At 49.2% G+C, this 18,089-nt stretch carries 21 protein-coding genes; all 21 read right to left on the bottom strand.

Annotated features, from left to right (window positions below):
- Nucleotides 1–18: 18 nt before the first annotated feature.
- Entirely contained in the window at nucleotides 19–771 is a 753-nt protein-coding gene (locus tag BM278_RS10450; protein WP_090949523.1) for a YwmB family TATA-box binding protein, read from the bottom strand.
- A gap of 128 nt (nucleotides 772–899) precedes the next feature.
- Nucleotides 900–1,142: a DUF1146 family protein gene (locus tag BM278_RS10445; RefSeq protein WP_064552771.1), complete on the bottom strand. Its 243-nt coding sequence runs from the start codon at nucleotides 1,140–1,142 to the stop codon at nucleotides 900–902.
- A 92-nt stretch (nucleotides 1,143–1,234) separates the two neighbouring features.
- A complete protein-coding gene (gene nuoN / locus BM278_RS10440; protein WP_090949521.1) occupies nucleotides 1,235–2,743 on the bottom strand; it encodes an NADH-quinone oxidoreductase subunit NuoN in 1,509 nt (502 codons plus the stop codon).
- A gap of 5 nt (nucleotides 2,744–2,748) precedes the next feature.
- Entirely contained in the window at nucleotides 2,749–4,275 is a 1,527-nt protein-coding gene (locus tag BM278_RS10435; protein ID WP_090949520.1) for an NADH-quinone oxidoreductase subunit M, read from the bottom strand.
- Nucleotides 4,275–6,128, bottom strand: a complete 1,854-nt coding sequence (gene nuoL, locus BM278_RS10430; protein ID WP_090949518.1) for an NADH-quinone oxidoreductase subunit L — start codon at nucleotides 6,126–6,128, stop codon at nucleotides 4,275–4,277. The genes BM278_RS10435 and nuoL overlap by 1 nt, the downstream gene beginning before the upstream one ends.
- A gap of 66 nt (nucleotides 6,129–6,194) precedes the next feature.
- Nucleotides 6,195–6,509 (bottom strand): NADH-quinone oxidoreductase subunit NuoK, encoded by a 315-nt coding sequence (gene nuoK, locus BM278_RS10425; RefSeq protein ID WP_090949516.1) that lies wholly within the window; start codon nucleotides 6,507–6,509, stop codon nucleotides 6,195–6,197.
- On the bottom strand, nucleotides 6,506–7,027 hold the full coding sequence (locus tag BM278_RS10420) for an NADH-quinone oxidoreductase subunit J (protein WP_090949514.1): 522 nt from the start codon (nucleotides 7,025–7,027) through the stop codon (nucleotides 6,506–6,508). Before BM278_RS10420 ends, nuoK begins: the two co-directional genes overlap by 4 nt.
- Entirely contained in the window at nucleotides 7,024–7,443 is a 420-nt protein-coding gene (nuoI, locus tag BM278_RS10415; protein WP_090949512.1) for an NADH-quinone oxidoreductase subunit NuoI, read from the bottom strand. The genes BM278_RS10420 and nuoI overlap by 4 nt, the downstream gene beginning before the upstream one ends.
- Before the next feature lie 18 nt (nucleotides 7,444–7,461).
- Nucleotides 7,462–8,463, bottom strand: coding sequence for an NADH-quinone oxidoreductase subunit NuoH (gene nuoH, locus BM278_RS10410; protein WP_090949511.1), 1,002 nt, complete (start codon nucleotides 8,461–8,463; stop codon nucleotides 7,462–7,464).
- Nucleotides 8,460–9,560, bottom strand: coding sequence for an NADH-quinone oxidoreductase subunit D (locus BM278_RS10405; protein WP_090949509.1), 1,101 nt, complete (start codon nucleotides 9,558–9,560; stop codon nucleotides 8,460–8,462). Before BM278_RS10405 ends, nuoH begins: the two co-directional genes overlap by 4 nt.
- A 3-nt stretch (nucleotides 9,561–9,563) precedes the next feature.
- Complete coding sequence (locus tag BM278_RS10400; RefSeq protein ID WP_090949507.1) at nucleotides 9,564–10,820, bottom strand: NADH-quinone oxidoreductase subunit C; 1,257 nt, start codon at nucleotides 10,818–10,820, stop codon at nucleotides 9,564–9,566.
- A 3-nt stretch (nucleotides 10,821–10,823) separates the two neighbouring features.
- Nucleotides 10,824–11,336 carry a NuoB/complex I 20 kDa subunit family protein gene (locus tag BM278_RS10395; RefSeq protein WP_143093438.1) on the bottom strand — a complete coding sequence of 171 codons (513 nt, stop codon included), beginning with the start codon at nucleotides 11,334–11,336 and terminating at the stop codon, nucleotides 10,824–10,826.
- Nucleotides 11,327–11,695: an NADH-quinone oxidoreductase subunit A gene (locus BM278_RS10390; RefSeq protein ID WP_090949502.1), complete on the bottom strand. Its 369-nt coding sequence runs from the start codon at nucleotides 11,693–11,695 to the stop codon at nucleotides 11,327–11,329. The genes BM278_RS10395 and BM278_RS10390 overlap by 10 nt, the downstream gene beginning before the upstream one ends.
- A 184-nt stretch (nucleotides 11,696–11,879) precedes the next feature.
- Nucleotides 11,880–12,281 (bottom strand): F0F1 ATP synthase subunit epsilon, encoded by a 402-nt coding sequence (locus BM278_RS10385; protein ID WP_090949501.1) that lies wholly within the window; start codon nucleotides 12,279–12,281, stop codon nucleotides 11,880–11,882.
- Between the two features lie 25 nt (nucleotides 12,282–12,306).
- Entirely contained in the window at nucleotides 12,307–13,728 is a 1,422-nt protein-coding gene (gene atpD, locus BM278_RS10380; protein WP_090949500.1) for a F0F1 ATP synthase subunit beta, read from the bottom strand.
- A 61-nt stretch (nucleotides 13,729–13,789) separates the two neighbouring features.
- Nucleotides 13,790–14,647 (bottom strand): F0F1 ATP synthase subunit gamma, encoded by an 858-nt coding sequence (locus tag BM278_RS10375; RefSeq protein WP_090949498.1) that lies wholly within the window; start codon nucleotides 14,645–14,647, stop codon nucleotides 13,790–13,792.
- Nucleotides 14,648–14,726: 79 nt separating this feature from the next.
- A complete protein-coding gene (gene atpA, locus BM278_RS10370; RefSeq protein ID WP_090949496.1) occupies nucleotides 14,727–16,235 on the bottom strand; it encodes a F0F1 ATP synthase subunit alpha in 1,509 nt (502 codons plus the stop codon).
- 24 nt (nucleotides 16,236–16,259) lie between these two features.
- Nucleotides 16,260–16,796, bottom strand: coding sequence for a F0F1 ATP synthase subunit delta (locus BM278_RS10365; RefSeq protein ID WP_090949494.1), 537 nt, complete (start codon nucleotides 16,794–16,796; stop codon nucleotides 16,260–16,262).
- Nucleotides 16,793–17,311, bottom strand: a complete 519-nt coding sequence (gene atpF, locus BM278_RS10360; protein WP_090949493.1) for a F0F1 ATP synthase subunit B — start codon at nucleotides 17,309–17,311, stop codon at nucleotides 16,793–16,795. The genes BM278_RS10365 and atpF overlap by 4 nt, the downstream gene beginning before the upstream one ends.
- 192 nt (nucleotides 17,312–17,503) lie before the next feature.
- Nucleotides 17,504–17,716: a F0F1 ATP synthase subunit C gene (gene atpE / locus BM278_RS10355; RefSeq protein ID WP_003253662.1), complete on the bottom strand. Its 213-nt coding sequence runs from the start codon at nucleotides 17,714–17,716 to the stop codon at nucleotides 17,504–17,506.
- A gap of 49 nt (nucleotides 17,717–17,765) precedes the next feature.
- Nucleotides 17,766–18,089: transposase (locus BM278_RS10350; RefSeq protein ID WP_143093437.1), on the bottom strand; the 324-nt coding region annotated here is incomplete at its 5' end.

Below are 18,089 nucleotides of genomic sequence, written 5' to 3'. Positions count from 1 at the left end.
GCGTCCAATTTCTCTATATTAATATTCAATCGTAATGATTGGGGTTCCTACGACGATCGAGGTCTTCCCGCCCAATCTTTCTCGCAATGCAAGTTGAATGTTCATTGGATGATCGTTGGTTGGAAGAACGCTGTCCCACTGCTCAGTATATGCAGACAAGGAAACGAGTGACTCTTCCTGTAATGACTCGACTGGCGTTGCTTGAAATTCACGTAAAAGATGTAAAGCATTATGGAACAAACCACCTTTCATATTACCACTGAATTCGCCATTCATACAAGTGAAAAATGTAGGCTGCTTCACAAATAATTGATTCGATTTTTTCTCTATCTCTTTAGTCGCTTTTTCCCATATTTTTTCGCTCCAATTTAGTCCTTTGACTTCATAGAGGATATACGTTTGGGGCTTGTCTTTTGTGGCGGTCATAATAAGTTGAATTTTTTCTTGAAAAAAGGGGCGTTTATATATGCCCGTTGCTTTTTTCACATGGTGGCTTGCCTCGAAAGACCAGCGAAAGGCGCGATTTTCCCTCTTTAGTTCATCTAGCTTTTGAAAAAAGGCCGCATCATTTTGAATTTGCTGGGAATACTCTCTTGTGTAAACGATCCATTGTTTCGGCTCGATTCCATTGTTTTGCAGAACGCGCGCGATCGTTCGCAATGGCCGGAGCGACTCGTTCCCCGCCGCTTCTCCGGGTGAATATCGGCACGTTCCAACGATCATAAATAATAACGCCAATAAAAAAATAAATGGATACGCTTGTTTTTTCATATCCGTTTCACTTCCTCTCCTTCACTGTTATTGTTGCCAGATTGGAAGTGAACATACATAAAAAAAATCGACAAAAACAAAAATGAAAACGCTTTCTATAAAACGCGGAAAAAGCGAGTAATATGGCATTACTCGCCGCCAAACAGAAACGGAAGCTGTTTTGACCATGATAGATAGTCGAGAAAAAAGTTGGCGACCGTCGAACCGATCATGATCGTTAATAAAATGTAAAGCAGCCGTCCTTGAAATACGCGGTTTGGCCTTAATATCGCTTCAAGGCGTACTCCTTGCAGCGTCCACCATGTAATCGCGATAAACACGAGATGGACAATGATGCTGACTAACGCTTGCTGGCCTAACATGGGCATCATCGTTTTTCGCTCCTTTCTTTTGATTCGCAGTGATATGTTGCGATCCATTTACAAATAGAAGAAGGAGGAAATCCTCCTCCCTTATTGTAACGTTATTGAAGAAAATCGCCAAAATGCTCGAATTGTCCGAGAAAATGATAAGCCAGCCCTGGAACGACGCCGAACAGCAGCGTTCCAAGCGCGCAAACGACGACGATGAGCGTCAATCCGATCGGCAGTCTCAACGATGACGTTTCAGCGGCGGGACGGAAAAAGATTTGCACAAAAATGCCGAAATAGTATACATACGATATAACCGTTGTGGCGATCATCACCGCCGCAAGCACATAGTGGCCCGGCTCCGTCATGAGCGCCCCGAGGAAAATGTTCCATTTCGCAATAAAACCGGCCGTACCGGGAATGCCAGCAAGCGACAGCAAGAAAACTCCCATCGCGACAGCAAGAAGCGGGCTCCGCTGATAAAGGCCGGCGAAGCGGCTGATATCGTCAGAATCGGCTTCATCAGACATTCGCTGCAATATCGCAAACGCGCCAAAATTCATCAGCAAATACGCCAGCAAATAAAACCAAATCGAATCGATCATCACCCATGACATCGCGGCGAACCCGACAAGAACGTACCCGGCGTGGGCAATGCTCGAATACGCCAACAGCCGCTTCATGCTCCGCTGCTTTAAGGCAACGATATTCCCGACGATCATCGTCGCGCCGGCTAAAAAGGCGATATAATCTTGCATCGACAATAACATCGACGACGTATCTTTTCCTCGCGCCGGCGCCGCGGCAAAAATCGTGATCAACAGCCGCAAGACGATGGCAAAGCCTGCCGTTTTGGAAACGACACTTAAAAACGCGGTCACTGGAGTCGGCGCTCCTTGATAGACGTCCGGCGTCCACATATGGAACGGAACGGTCGAAATTTTAAACGCTAAACCGACAAAAAGCAGCAAGAACGCGAGCGCCAAAATATACTGATATTCGCCATCGGTCAGCTTCTGCGCTTCCACAGCGATTTCCTTTATATTCGTCGTGCCTGTTAAGCCAAAAATATAGCTCATCCCAAACAGCGTCATCGCCGTCGAAATACCGCCGTTAATGACATATTTCAGCGCCGCTTCATTCGCCTGCACCGACGTTTTCCGCAACCCCACCAAGATGTATGAGGAAATCGACAATAACTCCAGCCCGACAAATAAAGTGATCAAGTCGCCGCTCGATGTCACGATCATCGCCCCAAGCAGCGCGCACAGCATTAAATAGGAAAATTCGCCGCGGTGTTTCAATCCTTCTTTCGGGCGATAATCAAACGCAAGCAACAGCGAAAGCGCTCCTCCCGCTAATAAAAGTAGCTTAAAGGCTTTGCCGAACGCGTCCAAGCGAAACGTATCGTGCAAAATCGACGTCGTTTCCGCCGGAATGAGCCCGATTGTCGCGACAAAAGCAATGGCAACTCCGACAAAGGCGATCCATGCAAGCGGACGGCGGTCTTTGTCATCTGGCATCAACAAGTCGACAAGCGAGAGAATGAGCGCTGTTCCAATAATAATGAACTCCGGCGTCATCACGCCCCATTCGTATCGCAGTAACGTGTGCATGCTCATGTCTCTCACGCTCCTAACCCATTCATCATCATTTTAATCGCCGCTTGCAATGGCTCCGCCAAAATACGCGGGTATACCCCGACCATGATGATCAACGCAAGCAATACGAACACCGGAACGGCTTCCGTCACGCTCATATCGAGCGCTTGCGCAGCGCCGCTCTTGGAGGCGCCAAACGTCATGTTCAATACGGCGCGCAGCAAGTAAACAGCGGTCATAATAATGCCGAGCGTGCCAATCGCCGCGACGATCGGCGCGGTTTGAAACAGCCCGAAAAACGCGGTAAATTCGCTCACAAACCCCGACATTCCCGGCAATCCGAGCGACGCCATCGCCCCTGCCAATAAGCTCCCTGCCGTCAGCGGCATCGCCTTCGCCAGTCCTCCTAGGCGGTCGAGTTCCGTCGTGTTCGTTCGTTCATATAAAATACCGACGAGCAGGAACAATAGCGCCGAAATAAATCCATGGGAGACGGTTTGAAAAATCGCGCCTTGCATTCCCGCTTCATTGAGCGCCCCCAATCCGATCAGCACAATTCCCATATGAGAAACGCTCGAGTACGCAAGCACCATTTTAAAGTCGTCTTGGATGAACGCTAAAAACGCCCCGTACAATAAGTTGACAATCCCTAAAATCGCAATCAAAAACGAGAAATCACGGAATTGGTCAGGGAATAGGCCGATGCCGAACCGAATCAAACCGTACGCCCCAATTTTCAACAACACGCCGGCGTGCAGCATGACAACCGCTGGCGGCGCTTGTACGTGCACGCGCAAAATCCAACGATGAAACGGAACGATCGGCAGCTTAATCCCAAATGCGATCAATAAAGCGATAAACAGCGATAAGCGCAAACCGTCCGGGATCGGTGCGATGAGCTGCGCCCTAGCCGCTGGGTTATGAAGCATTTCTTTCAACAGCTCCATATTCGACGTCCCGGCGCGGGCGAACAAAACGGCAATAACAATAAGCAAAATCGCCGACCCGACCCCGTTGTAAAGCAAGTAGCTGTATGCGGCGCGCTCCCGTGCAAAACCGCCCCATTTTCCAATTAAAAAGAACATTGCAACGAGAGTAACTTCCAAAAAGATAAAGAACAACACCATATTTCCCGCCGCAAATACGCCAAGCATGCCGATTTCTAACAGGAGAAACAGCATAAAATAACCTTTCCACTCTTTTTTTATATGAATGGAAGCGATCGCGGCAAGCGCCGCCAACAGCGACGCAAGCACGATCATAACAAGCGAAAGTCCGTCGATATTCAACTCGTAGCGAACAACAAACGTGGATTCCGTCAAAAACGGAAAATCGGCGAAACGAATCCAATCGCGCTTTTCCGCCAAATGCTCGAGGCGATAGCCCCGCAAATATTGAAAAAAAGCAAATAGCGATAAAATGAGCGATGGCAGCGTCGATAAAAAGCCAAGCCATTTCATCGTCCGCTCTTGCGTCTTTGGCGTAAACGCAAGCAAGAGAATGCCGAGCAACGGGGAGAAAACGAGAAGCGAGAGAAAATACGGCCCATTCATTATAAGTACCCCCCTGTAAACGCGAGAATGGCGACGAGAAGCGCAAGACCGATAAATGTCACCGCGCCGTACGTCTGCACTTGCCCGTTTTGCATGCGCGACCCAAGCGACGCGGCCGCGTTTACTGTCGCCGTGATCAAACTTGCGATCCCTTCGATGACAAAACGATCGACATAATAGAATAATCGGCTGATGGCATTCGCAACGTAGCCAACCGTCCATGCATAAAACTCATCGATGTAATATTTGTTCAACAACACGTTGTACGTAAGCGGAGCGCGCGAACTGAGCCAATCCCGCGCGAGCGAGCGCTTTCCGTACATCAGCCACGCAAGGAAAATGCCGAGCAAGGAAACAATCGCAGCAACAATCATCATCCAGCTTGGCGTTTTTTCATGGGCGTAACCGCCGTCTGTCAGCCAATCGCCAAGAAACGTCCCAAACCAAGGGGTATGAATGTACCCGGCGGCAACGGAAAGCACGGCCAAGACAAGCATCGGCAGCGTCATGACCGCCGGCGATTCATGAACATCTTTCGCACCATGCCGCTCCTCGCCGCCAAAGACGAGGAAAAAGAGGCGGAACATGTAAAACGCAGTGAAAAACGAAGCGACGACCGCGATCCAGAATAAGACGCCATGCCCGTGCATCCAAGCGGCAGCGAAAATTTCGTCTTTGCTAAAAAAGCCCGATAAGAGCGGAACCCCGCTGATCGCTAACGCCCCGACCAAAAACAGCGCTGCGGTAAGCGGCATTTTTCGCCAAAGCCCGCCCATCTTTTCAATGTCCTGCGTACCGACGGCATGGATGACGCTTCCCGCCGCTAAAAACAAGAGCGCTTTAAAGAATGCGTGCGTCGTTAAATGAAATATCGCCGCGACATCGCTGCCCGAACCGAGCGCAAGCATCATGTAGCCGAGCTGGCTCACCGTCGAATAGGCAAGCACGCGCTTTATATCTGTTTGCACAAGGGCGATGGACGCGGCGAAAATCGCCGTGAACCCTCCGACAACCGCGACCGTCAGCAGCGCCGTTTCGCTCGCTTCATACAACGGGAACAACGCGGCTACTAAATAAACCCCCGCAGCCACCATCGTCGCAGCGTGGATAAGCGCTGAAACCGGCGTTGGGCCTTCCATCGCGTCTGGAAGCCACGTATGGAGCGGAAACTGGCCGGATTTCCCGACCGCTCCCACGAAAATGAGAATCGCCGTTAACGTCACCATCGGCTGTGAAAGCGTTCCGTCTTGCACCGCTTTGAAAATATCACTATATTCGAAACTGCCGACTTGCAAGAATAATAGAATCATGCCGATAAAAAAGCCGACATCGCCGACGCGCGTCATAATAAACGCTTTTTTCGCCGCCGCTTTCGCCTCTTCTTTATAGAAATAAAATCCGATTAAGAGAAACGAACCGAGACCGACAAGTTCCCAAAACATGTATGTCTGCAATAAGTTCGGCGAAATGACAAGGCCGAGCATCGCGAAAGTGAACAGCCCCAAATACGCGTAAAAAACGGAGAATCGCTCATCACCTTGCATATACCCTTTCGCGTACATATGTACTAGAAAGCTGACGAGAGACACAATGACGAGCATCCACGCATTTAGCGCCGTCACTTCAAAACCAACGGTCAATTTCGCGCTGCCGATCGCAAGCCATACTTGTTCGGCTTTGTAAGTCGACCCTCCAACGCGATCGGCCAGCACAGCGCTGGCGACAAGGAAAGAAACGAACGTCGCCAACATGCCGACGTAAGCGCTCGCTTCTTTCATTTTTTTGCCTGCAAGCAGCAACAGGAAAAAGGAAAACAGCGGAAAAAGCGGCACGATCCAAGCCATTTCCATCATCGTATCACAATCCCCTTTTTATGAAGAGCTTTTTGTGAAAGCTCTTTTCATTTTCCATCCTATACCTTAATGCTTCATCGAATCGATCTCATCGATATGAACGGTTTTGCGGTTGCGATAAAGCGCCATTAAAACCGCAAGCCCGACCGCCGCTTCGGCAGCCGCGACAGCGATGGTAAACAAGGCGAAAATTTGTCCAGCAACGCCGGGATGCGCCCCGTATTTCGCAAAAGCGACTAAATTAATATTAACGGCATTCAGCATTAATTCGATGCAAATGAGCACAACGACGATGTTTCGTTTTGTCAGCGCGCCGTACAGCCCGATGCAAAACAAGATGAGCGCCAGCACGAGATACGCGGATAATGGAACGGAACTCATTTTTTCTGTGCCTCCCCGTCATCTTTTTTCGCTAATATAATCGCGCCGACAAGCGCAACAAGCAAAATAACCGAGATAATTTCAAACGGAATGATATAATGAGAATATAGCGCGGTGCCGATTTGCTCCGCGTTTTTTTCATGGAGGCGCGCGGCGTTCTCGCCAAAATCAAGCTGATAAACGCCGAGATAAACGGCAGCGCCAAAGGCAAAAACGGAGATGGCGGTCAGCGCTTTTCGCCAAAATCCCCCCGTTGTCGTTTTTTCTTTATCTTCCTCGCGATGGCGCGTCAACATAATGCCAAATAGCATGATAATCGTAATGGCGCCAGAGTAAATCAACACTTGCACAGCGGCGACAAACTCCGCCGATAACAGCACGTAAAGCCCGGCGATGCTAATGAACGTAAACACAAGCGCGATCACCATATGAACGACTTTCGACAAATTCAGCATCAGCACGCCGCCGATGATCGCGACAAGAGCGAGCGCCAAAAAGGCGAGATACTCTCCGCTCACGGCTTATTCTCCTTTCGAATGTTTGTGTCGTTTTCATCAAGCCACGCCAAATCTTTATAAAGGGCATCACGGCTGTATTCCGCCAGCTCAAAATTGTTCGTCATGACGATCGCTTCCGTCGGGCATACCTCTGTGCAAAGATCACATAAAATGCAAATTTCAAAGTTAATGCTGTACGTATCGATGATCTTCCCTTTTTTCGTCGGATCGGGATGCTTTTTTCCCGTCAATTGAATACAGTCGGTCGGACAAATGTTGGCGCATTGGTTGCAAACGATGCATTTTTCCGGGTAAAATTTTTGGATGCCGCGAAACCGATCCGGAAGCGGAAGCGGTTCGTTCGGATAGTCGTACGTTACTTTTTCCTTAGTTAAATTTTTCAACGTATACGCCAACCCTTTGGCTAAACCGATCATGCACGCCACCCCATTTCATTAAAAAAACAGTTCTTTGACCAACGCGGTAACCAAAACGTTCGCCAGCGCCACGGGAAGCAATACTTTCCATCCTAATTCCATAAGCTGGTCGGCTCGCAGGCGTGGAAACGTGACGCGAAACCAAATGAGCACGAAAACAACGACGCTAAATTTCAGGGCAAACCAAACCGCTCCCGGAATGAAATCGAAAAACATCACCGGATGCCATCCACCTAAAAATAATACCGTCGTAAGCGCTGCTATAGCAAAAAGATATACATATTCCGCAAGCATAAAGAACGCCCAGCGGAAACCGGAATACTCGACATGAAATCCGGCGACAAGTTCCGATTCCGCTTCCGGCAAATCGAACGGAGTACGGTTTAACTCGGCGACAGCGGCGATGAAAAACACGATGAACGCGATTGGCTGTATAAAAATATACCATACGTTTTTTTGCGCTTCGACAATATCGTTTAAGTTTAAGCTGCCTGCCAACAACACGACGCCGAGCACAGACATAACAAGCGGAATTTCGTATGAGATCATTTGCGCCGCCGCGCGCATCCCGCCGATGAGCGCATACTTATTGTTCGACGCCCAGCCGCCGGTAACGACGCCGATCGTCGTTAGCCCCGACACGGCGATGTAATATAATAAACCGACCCCAATATCGGCAAATTGAAACGCGTCGGTAAACGGCAACGTCGCCAATACCATAAACGCCGGCGCAAAGGCGAGAATCGGCGCTAATATGAACAGCGGCCGGTCAGCGGCTTTCGGAATCGTATCTTCTTTTAAAAGCAGCTTCAACACGTCGGCGACCGTTTGCAACAGCCCCCATCGTCCCCCGACTTGGTTCGGGCCGTAACGGCCTTGCATAAATCCCATTACTTTCCGTTCCGCCAAAATGCCGTATGTCACAAAGGCGAGAACGACAAGCAGCAAGGCGGCGCCAAGCCCGAAAAAGACAGCGAGGTTCGTCCAGCTTGGATCAGAATTCAACAGCCGTTCCATCACCCGTCGACCTCCCCGAGCACAATATCAATCGAGCCAAGAATCGCAATCACGTTCGCAATATTTTCGCCTTTTAACAGTTTCGGGAGTATTTGCAAATTGTAAAATGAAGGTCGGCGGAATTTGATGCGGTACGGCTCTTTCTTTCCATCGCTGGCGATGTAGCAGCCGATTTCGCCGCGCGGTGATTCAATGCGGACAAACGTTTCTCCCGGCGGCGCTTTAATGATGCGCGGCACTTTCTCCATAATTTCCCCGCCTTTTGGAAATTGTTCACACGCCTGTTCGATGATTTTCAATGATTCTTCGATTTCTGCCAAACGACATTCATAGCGGGCGAAGCAATCTCCGTCTTCGCGCACTGGAACGTCGAAATCAAAGCGGTCATAAATCGAATACGGCTCGTCTTTGCGCAAATCCCGTTTTACGCCGGTGCAGCGAAGGTTCACCCCGCTTAACGAATAGTTGATCGCTTCTTCTTTCGTATATTTGCCAACGCCAATAACGCGGCGGAGGAAAATTTCGTTGCCTGTGACAAGATCATGATAACCGGCGAGTTTTTCCCGCATATACGGGACAAACCGTTTCACTTTTTCCACCCATCCGTCCGGTGCGTCCCATTTCACGCCGCCGATGCGCATGTAGTTGAACGTCAGGCGCGCTCCTGACAATTCATTTAATAGATTAATAATCATTTCCCGCTCGCGGAACGCGTAAAGAAACGGGCTTGTCGCGCCAAGGTCGAGCAAATACGTCCCCCACCAGACGAGATGGCTGGCGATCCTGCCAAGTTCCATCGCTAAAACGCGCAAGTACTCCGCTCGTTCCGGAACTTCGATGCCCATCATCGTTTCCACCGCATGACAAATGACATAGTTGTTGGTCATTGCTGATAAATAATCCATCCGGTCCGTATACGGGATGATTTGCGTATATTGCAAGCTTTCCGCCAACTTTTCCGTTCCGCGGTGGAGGTAGCCGATCACCGGCGTCGCTTCTTGAATTCTTTCCCCGTCTATTTTTAAAATAAGGCGAAACACCCCATGTGTGCTCGGATGCTGCGGGCCCACGTTTAAAATCATTTCCTCTGTTCGAAGCATGAGCTATACCTCCACGTCGTATGGTTCGTAATCTTTGCGAAGCGGATGGCCGACCCAATTTTCTCCTAAAAAGATGCGGATTAAATTCGGATGCCCTTGAAAACGGATGCCCAGCAGATCGTACGCCTCACATTCCGGCCAATTTGCTCCTTGCCAAAGCGGAACGAGCGAAGCGATTTCCGGATGGTCGCGGTCGATCTTCGCCTTGAGCGCGACCGATTGGCGGTTTTGATAAGAATATAAGTGCACGTATACTTCCATATGTGTTTGAAAATCGGTCCCGTGCAGCTCCGACAAGTAATCGAAGCGAAGCTGCTCATTATATTTCAAAAACTCGGCGACTTTATAATATGCATCCTTTTTCACGACCAACGTCGGAACGTCTTTGGCAAGACGGTTAATATAGGCATCTTCCAGCACATCTTCGCCGAGATGTTCGCGAATCACTTTGACGTATTTATCAAGAAGCGGCTGATTTGGCGACGGGAATTCTTCTTTTTCCGCCGATTTCCCCGAGCCTCCTGCGGCTTTTGCTTTTGCCAGCGCTGCGGCTTTCGCTTTTGCCGCCGCGACTGCTTTTGCTTTCGCCTTTGCGAGATCGTCTTCGCTTTCGCCGGCAGTGCCGCTTGCTTGTTGTTTTGCCAGCGCCGCCGCTTTCGCTTTTGCAGCGGCTGCTGCCTTTGCCTTCGCTGCCGCGATCGCTTTTTGTTTGGCAAGGTCATCTTCCGTTCCGTCGCCCGCTGCTTCTTTTGCTTTTTGCTTCGCCAACGCCGCAGCTCTTGCTTTTGCCGCCGCTGCCGCTTTTTTCTTCGCGAGTGCGATATCTTCTTCTAAAGTCTCTTGTTTTTCGTCTTCTACTTGCTGCGCTTCTTGCGCTTTTTGCTTCGCAAGTACGATGTCGTCCGCAGCTTTCTTGTCAGCAGCTTCTTCCCTTTGTTTCCGCAACTCCGCTGCTTTTGCCCGCGCTGCTTCCGCGGCTTTTTTCTTCGCTAGTGCGATGTCGTCTGCGGCCTCGGCTGCGTCTTTTTTGCCTGCTGCTTCTTCTCTTTGCTTCCGCAACTCTGCCGTTTTCGCCCGCGCTGCTTCCGCGGCTTTTTTCTTCGCAAGCGCTAAGTCGTCTTCGGCTTGCGCTTGCGTGTCTTCGAGCGGCTGTTCAGTTTGTTCGGCGGCCCGCTTTGCCGCCAACCGTTCACGCGCCAGCTGTTTCGCCCGTTCTGCCGCCTCTTTTTTCCGCTGCTGCAAATCTTTTTCTTCGCTCATCGATTACAGCACCTTCTTCCCCGTCTTTGCTTCATAACGGATTTTTTCTTTTAACTTATTAATCCCGTAAATTAACGCGGCTGGGTTCGGCGGGCAGCCAGGAATATAGACATCCACCGGCACGATTTGGTCGACCCCTTTGACGACACTGTACGATTTCACATACGGCCCTCCTGCCGTTGCGCATGACCCCATGGCGATCACCCATTTCGGTTCCGGCATTTGGTCATATAAGCGGCGAAGGAGCGGCGCCATCTTTTTCGTCACCGTGCCGGAGACGATCATAACATCAGACTGGCGCGGCGAAGCGCGGAAAAACGAACCAAATCGGTCTAAATCGTAATGAGATCCGCCGACTCCCATCATTTCGATGGCGCAGCAAGCAAGGCCGAACGTCAGCGGCCAGAGAGAATTGCTGCGGGCCCATGCCTTTAATTGTTCAAGCGTAGATAAAAACACACTTCGCTTTAACTCTTCCACATCTCCTTCCGGCACATCCAGCCATTTTACATCCATCGTAACACCTTCTTTTTCCAAGCGTAGACAAGTCCAAGAACGAGCATCAACACGAAAATAAACATCTCTATGAAAGCAAATAATCCTAGCTTGTCATAAGCGACCGCCCAAGGATACAAAAACACCGTTTCCACATCAAAAATGACAAATAACAGTGCGAACATGTAGTAATGGACTTGAAATGGAACGCGCGAATCATGGAACGGATTGTTACCGCTTTCATAAGTCGTTTGCTTTGCCTCATCCGGAACGTGCGGCCGTAAAAAACGTCCCATCGCTAATGCGCCAACAGGAAGTAAAACGCCGATGCATAAAAACACAAAAACGATCACATAGTTATTGACGTACACGTTCAGCAACGCGACGTTCGCCCCCTTTGTTGCATCGTGTTCTTATTTTTTGAAATATCTTATAATTTTGAATTATATTCAGCATCATTATAACATTTATATCCAGAAATGTCGACAGAACCTCAAATTTTACTTATAACGATAGTGACAAAACTAATAAAAAAGACGGGAGAAAATGGATTCTCCCGTCTTTTTATTTCATGTTCGCTACATTCAAGCGATTGATCGCACGTTTCAATGCCAATTCCGCACGTCTAAAGTCGATATCATCCTCTTTGCTTTGTAGACGTCGTTCCGCGCGTTCTTTCGCTGCTTTCGCGCGATCGACATCAATGTCTTCCGCTCTTTCCGCCGCTTGTGCCAAAATCGTCACTTTGTCAGGGCGGACTTCCAAAAATCCGCCGCTGACCGCGATATATTCTGTTTTTCCGCCTTGTTTCAGGCGGACTGCGCTGATTTCAAGCGGAGCAACAAGCGGAATATGCCCCGACAAAATGCCAAGCTCTCCGCTTTTTGCTTTCGTGCTCACCATCTCTACGTCCGCTTCATATACCGGGCCATCAGGAGTAACGACACTGACTTTGATCGTTTTCATCACAAAATCCTCCTATGTCCCTCAATTAAACTTCTACGCCCATTTGCTTCGCTTTTTCCACAACTTCTTCAATGCGCCCTACTAAGCGGAAAGCATCTTCTGGCAGATGGTCATATTTTCCTTCCAAAATTTCTTTGAAGCCGCGTACCGTTTCTTTAATCGGCACGTATGAACCAGGCTGGCCTGTGAATTGTTCGGCAACGTGGAAGTTTTGCGATAAGAAGAATTGAATGCGACGAGCGCGATGCACAACAAGCTTATCTTCATCGGATAGCTCATCCATACCGAGAATCGCGATAATATCTTGCAATTCTCTATAGCGTTGCAACGTTTGTTGCACTTTGCGCGCTACTTGGTAATGCTCTTCGCCGACGATTTCAGGCGCAAGCGCACGTGATGTGGACGCGAGCGGATCCACCGCCGGATAAATCCCCATTTCCGCAAGTTTCCGTTCGAGGTTCGTCGTTGCGTCCAAGTGCGAGAACGTTGTCGCCGGAGCTGGGTCCGTATAGTCGTCTGCCGGTACGTAAATTGCCTGAATCGATGTGATAGAACCAGTGGATGTAGAAGTAATCCGCTCTTGCAATTGACCCATTTCTGTCGCAAGCGTCGGTTGGTAACCTACGGCAGAAGGCATACGGCCTAATAGCGCCGAAACTTCGGAACCAGCTTGCGTGAAACGGAAAATGTTGTCGATAAAGAGCAACACGTCTTGTCCTTGCTCGTCGCGGAAATATTCCGCCATCGTTAACCCTGTCAACGCGACGCGCATCCGTGCGCCAGGCGGCTCGTTCATTTGTCCGAATACCATCGCAGTTTTGCTGATAACGCCGGAATCTTTCATTTCGTGATACAGGTCGTTTCCTTCACGAGTGCGTTCCCCAACGCCAGCGAATACGGAAATACCGCCGTGTTCTTGCGCGATGTTATGAATCAACTCTTGGATTAAAACGGTTTTCCCTACACCAGCACCGCCGAATAGACCGATTTTTCCACCTTTAATGTATGGAGCGAGCAAGTCAACGACTTTAATTCCCGTTTCCAAAATTTCCACTTCTGTTGCAAGTTCTTCAAATTTTGGCGCTGGACGATGGATTGGATCGCGGCGCGCATCAGCCGGAATTTCCCCTTGCATGTCGATCGGTTCTCCTAATACGTTGAATACGCGACCAAGGGTGATCTCTCCGACCGGAACAGAAATTGGCGCACCTGTGTCAATGACTTCCATGCCGCGAATAAGCCCGTCTGTCGACGCCATCGCGATCGTCCGGACCGTATCGTCGCCAAGGTGAAGCGCTACTTCCAACGTCAAGTCAATGTCGACTTCGTTTTCGTTGCGCGCTTTATGTTGAATTTTCAATGCGTTGTAGATCGCAGGAAGATGCCCGTTCTCAAACTTTACGTCTACAACCGGACCCATAACTTGAATAACGCGTCCTTTTGTCATCGTTTTCCCTCCTAACTTGCTAGTTGAACATCAGTACTTCATTGCCGCTTCCGTTCTACCGTTATTGCAACGCGTTTGCTCCCGCCACGATTTCCGTGATCTCTTGGGTAATCGCCGCTTGACGAGCGCGGTTGTAGGAAAGGGTAAGCGTACGAATAAGTTCGTGCGCGTTGTCCGTCGCGTTTTTCATCGCCGTCATCCGCGCCGCGTGTTCGCTCGCTTTCGCATCTAACAGCGCGCCGTAAATAAGGCTTTCAGCATATTGCGGCAAAAGCACATCTAAAATTTCTTCTTGGGAAGGTTCAAATTCATATGTTGTCCGTTGTTTGTTATCGGCCAAATCCGTTAACGGCAATAGCTTTCTTTCCGTCACTTCTTGTTGGATCGTATTGATGTAATGGTTGTAGTACATATACAACTCGTCAAACGTGCCATCAATAAACAAACCGACCGCCTTGTTCGCAATTTCTTTAATATCGGCAAAAGACGGCTGATCCGGCAACCCGGTAATATTTAAAACGACCGGGAAATTTCTTTTCTTGAAAAAGCTTAAACCGATACGTCCAATAGCAATAATCGCATATTCATCCGGCGATTGATGGCGTTGTTGAATCGTTTGGTATACAGTGCGAAGAACGTTGCTGTTATACGCTCCCGCCAAGCCGCGGTCAGAGGTGATCACTAAATAACCCGTCTTTTTGACAGGGCGCGCCACCAGCATCGGATGTGTCGCATTGCCGGCGCCAAGGGCGATGTTCGCAACGACTTCTTGCATTTTCTCCATATATGGAACAAACGATTTCGCGTTAATTTCCGCTTGGTTTAATTTCGCAACGGAAACCATCTCCATCGCCTTTGTAATTTGGCTCGTTTTCTTCGTCGCGTTGATGCGCATCTTAATGTCGCGTAATGACGCCAAAGGTTTCACCACCTTTTTTCTGCACGAAATCTAAGAATAGAGGGGAACAGAAGCTGTCATCCTTCTGTTCCGCCCTCGTTTATTGGGAAACGACAAACGTCTTCTTGAACGCTTCGATCGCTTTGTTGAAATCTTCTTCGTTTGGAAGATCTTTTGTTGTGCGAATATGTTCAAGCAAGTGCTGACCGTTTTGATCGAGCCATATGAAGAACTCTTTTTCAAAGCGGCGAATATCTTCAACTGGAATGTCGTCCAAGAAACCGCGGGTGAGCGCGTAAATGATCGCCACTTGCTTTTCTACCGGAATCGGCGCGTGCAAATCTTGTTTTAGCACTTCCACCGTGCGGGCACCGCGAGCGAGCTTCGCTTGCGTCGCTTTATCAAGGTCGGAACCGAACTGCGCGAACGCTTCAAGTTCACGATACGCCGCTAAGTCCAGACGAAGCGTACCAGATACTTTTTTCATCGCTTTAATTTGTGCCGCGCCACCGACGCGGGATACAGAAAGACCAGCGTTGATCGCCGGACGGACGCCGGAGAAGAACAAGTCGGATTGCAAGAAAATTTGTCCGTCTGTAATGGAGATGACGTTCGTCGGAATGTAAGCGGAAATGTCGCCAGCTTGCGTTTCCACGAACGGAAGCGCCGTTAGCGAACCGCCGCCTTTGGCATCGCTTAATTTTGCCGCGCGCTCTAAAAGGCGAGAGTGCAAGTAGAAGATATCCCCCGGATATGCTTCACGGCCTGGCGGACGGCGAAGCAAGAGCGACAATTCGCGGTAAGCCGCCGCTTGTTTCGATAAATCGTCGTAAACAACAAGCACGTGCTGGCCTTTATACATGAAATATTCACCCATCGCCACGCCCGCATACGGCGCAAGGAACAATAATGGCGCTGGCTGCGATGCGGATGCCGTCACAACGATCGTATAATCTAGCGCACCGTGTTTCCGCAATGTTTCGACAACCGAGCGAACCGTTGATTCTTTTTGCCCGATCGCGACGTAAATACAAATCATATTTTGATCTTTTTGGTTGATGATCGTGTCGATTGCGATCGATGTTTTCCCTGTTTGGCGGTCTCCGATGATGAGCTCGCGCTGACCGCGACCAATCGGCACCAACGCGTCAATCGCTTTAATTCCTGTTTGCAGCGGTTCATGAACTGATTTCCGGTCCATAACGCCTGGCGCCCGGCTTTCAATTGGACGAGTTTCCGTCGTTTCGATTGGGCCTAAACCGTCGACCGGCTGTCCTAACGGGTTAACGACGCGGCCGATTAACGCTTCCCCGACAGGCACTTCCATAATCCGGCCTGTACGGCGCACTTCATCGCCTTCTTTAATTCCTGTATACGGACCTAAAATAACGATACCGACGTTGTTTTCTTCCAAGTTTAACGCCATTCCCATGACGCCGTTGGAAAACTCGACAAGCTCCCCTGCCATGACGTTATCCAAACCATGGGCGCGCGCGATACCGTCACCGACTTGAATGACCGTGCCGACATCGCTTACTTGAATTTCCGACTCGTAATTTTCGATTTGCTGCTTAATGAGCGCGCTTATTTCTTCCGCTCTGATGCTCATTCACTTCACCCCTATCTTCAAATCTTAGCCGATAAGCTGTCGTTGAATTTGTTTCAATTTTCCGCTGATGCTACCGTCATAAATGCGATTGCCGATGCGCAACTTCACGCCGCCGATTAAGCTTGGGTCGACGATATTCTCAATGCGAAGCGTCGCTTTACCCATTTTTTTCGCAAACACATCCGAAAGTGCGCGCTTTTCTTCTTCCGTTAACGGACGAGCCGAATATGCGATCGCCTCAGCGACGCCGCGCGCTTCGTTCACCAAATCGATAAACTGCTGCGCCAGTTCTGGAACGATATCAATGCGATGACGTTCCAACAAAAGCAACAATGTATTTCGCAATGGCGTTGACACCGCCGCGAACGTTTCCTTTATTAACGCTTTTTTCTTTTCCAATGATAGCTTCGGATATGTCAATAGCGACAAAAACTCATCATTTTCCGCAAGCGCTTGCCAAACGGCACGAATTTCTTCCTCCAATTGCTCAAGAAGCTGCTTTTCTACGGCGATTTGAAAAAGAGCCAACGCGTACCGCTTTGCTATCGTTTCTTTATTCATCGACCTTCTCCTACCTCTTGAATGTACTCGCTAATCAACTTCGCTTGATCTTGTTCAGTCAACTCTTTTTCAATCACTTTCGAAGCAATCAATACGGACAGTGAAGCAACTTGCTCGCGCAACGCGGCCATCGCTTGCTCTTTTTCGCGTTCGATTTCTTTTTTCGCTGTTTCTTTTAAACGCTCCGCTTCCGCACGGGCAGACGCGATAATCTGCTCTTTTTGTTCCTCAGCAAGCTTGCGCGCGTTTTCAATGAGTTGCTGTGCTTCTTGGCGGGATTGTTTCATCAGTTCGCGCTGTTCTGCCAATAGCTTTTCCGCTTCTTGGCGATGTTTTTCCGCTTGATCGATTTCGTTTGCGATATGCTCTTCACGCTGTTTCATCACGCCCATTAATGGACCAAGCGCATATTTACGGAGCAGTAACAATAATAGCAAAAACATCACTAGCTGGAATAACATATCGCCGCCATTGAACCCATGACCAGCAGCTCCTAATATGAAAAAGTTCGTCATTACAAGTTTCACTCCCTCTTCAAGAGTCGCCCTCTAGACCTATTTTTCCCGCCTGTTGCCATTGCTATCGTCATCTTTGATGAAATGAACATAAAGGAATGGCGAAGGTTCGCATGGAATGATCTTCGCCATCATGAACGACTTTGTTTATCTTATCGATTTTTACGTTGATGAACAAGCGCTGCACAAAAATTAGCGCCCTTGAACCATGAACGCAATAACAACCGCAATAATCGGAATCGCTTCAACTAACGCAACGCCGATAAACATCGTTGTTTGAAGCATACCGCGCGCCTCTGGCTGACGTGCGATTCCTTCTACTGTACGAGATACGATTAAACCGTTACCAATACCTGCACCAAGTGCAGCCAAGCCAATTGCGATTGCTGCAGCTAATACACCCATTGAAAAGTCCTCCTTTTAGTATTTATTAACCCGTGGTGCTAGTTGAGCGTCAGCGCTCAACCAGCCCTAGTGTGACCAAGGAATAAGCCAACAAGATGCCATCGAGTGCCACTTCAAACCCGGCAATGGAATTCGCTCGAATGTCGGTGATCCGGTATTGGTCTACGAGAATCGAAAACACCGTCTCGATGACTTTGCGTTTTTTCCTGATCCATTCTTCCCATGCCTTGGATGGGCCGTGCTTTTGATTGTGTCGAGACGGTGTCCAGAACGCGGCTTGGTGTTCTTCGTACAGCTTTTCTCGAAGAGCGTGGCTGATGTACCCTTTGTCCCCAAAGTTGTAGGGATGAGGGATTTGAGTCATCACCGTTTC

The organism is Parageobacillus thermantarcticus, assembly GCF_900111865.1.
Classification (GTDB): Bacteria; Bacillota; Bacilli; order Bacillales; family Anoxybacillaceae; genus Parageobacillus; species Parageobacillus thermantarcticus.
Note: the sequence above shows the minus strand (reverse complement) of the source record. Positions and strands in the feature narration are given on the sequence as shown.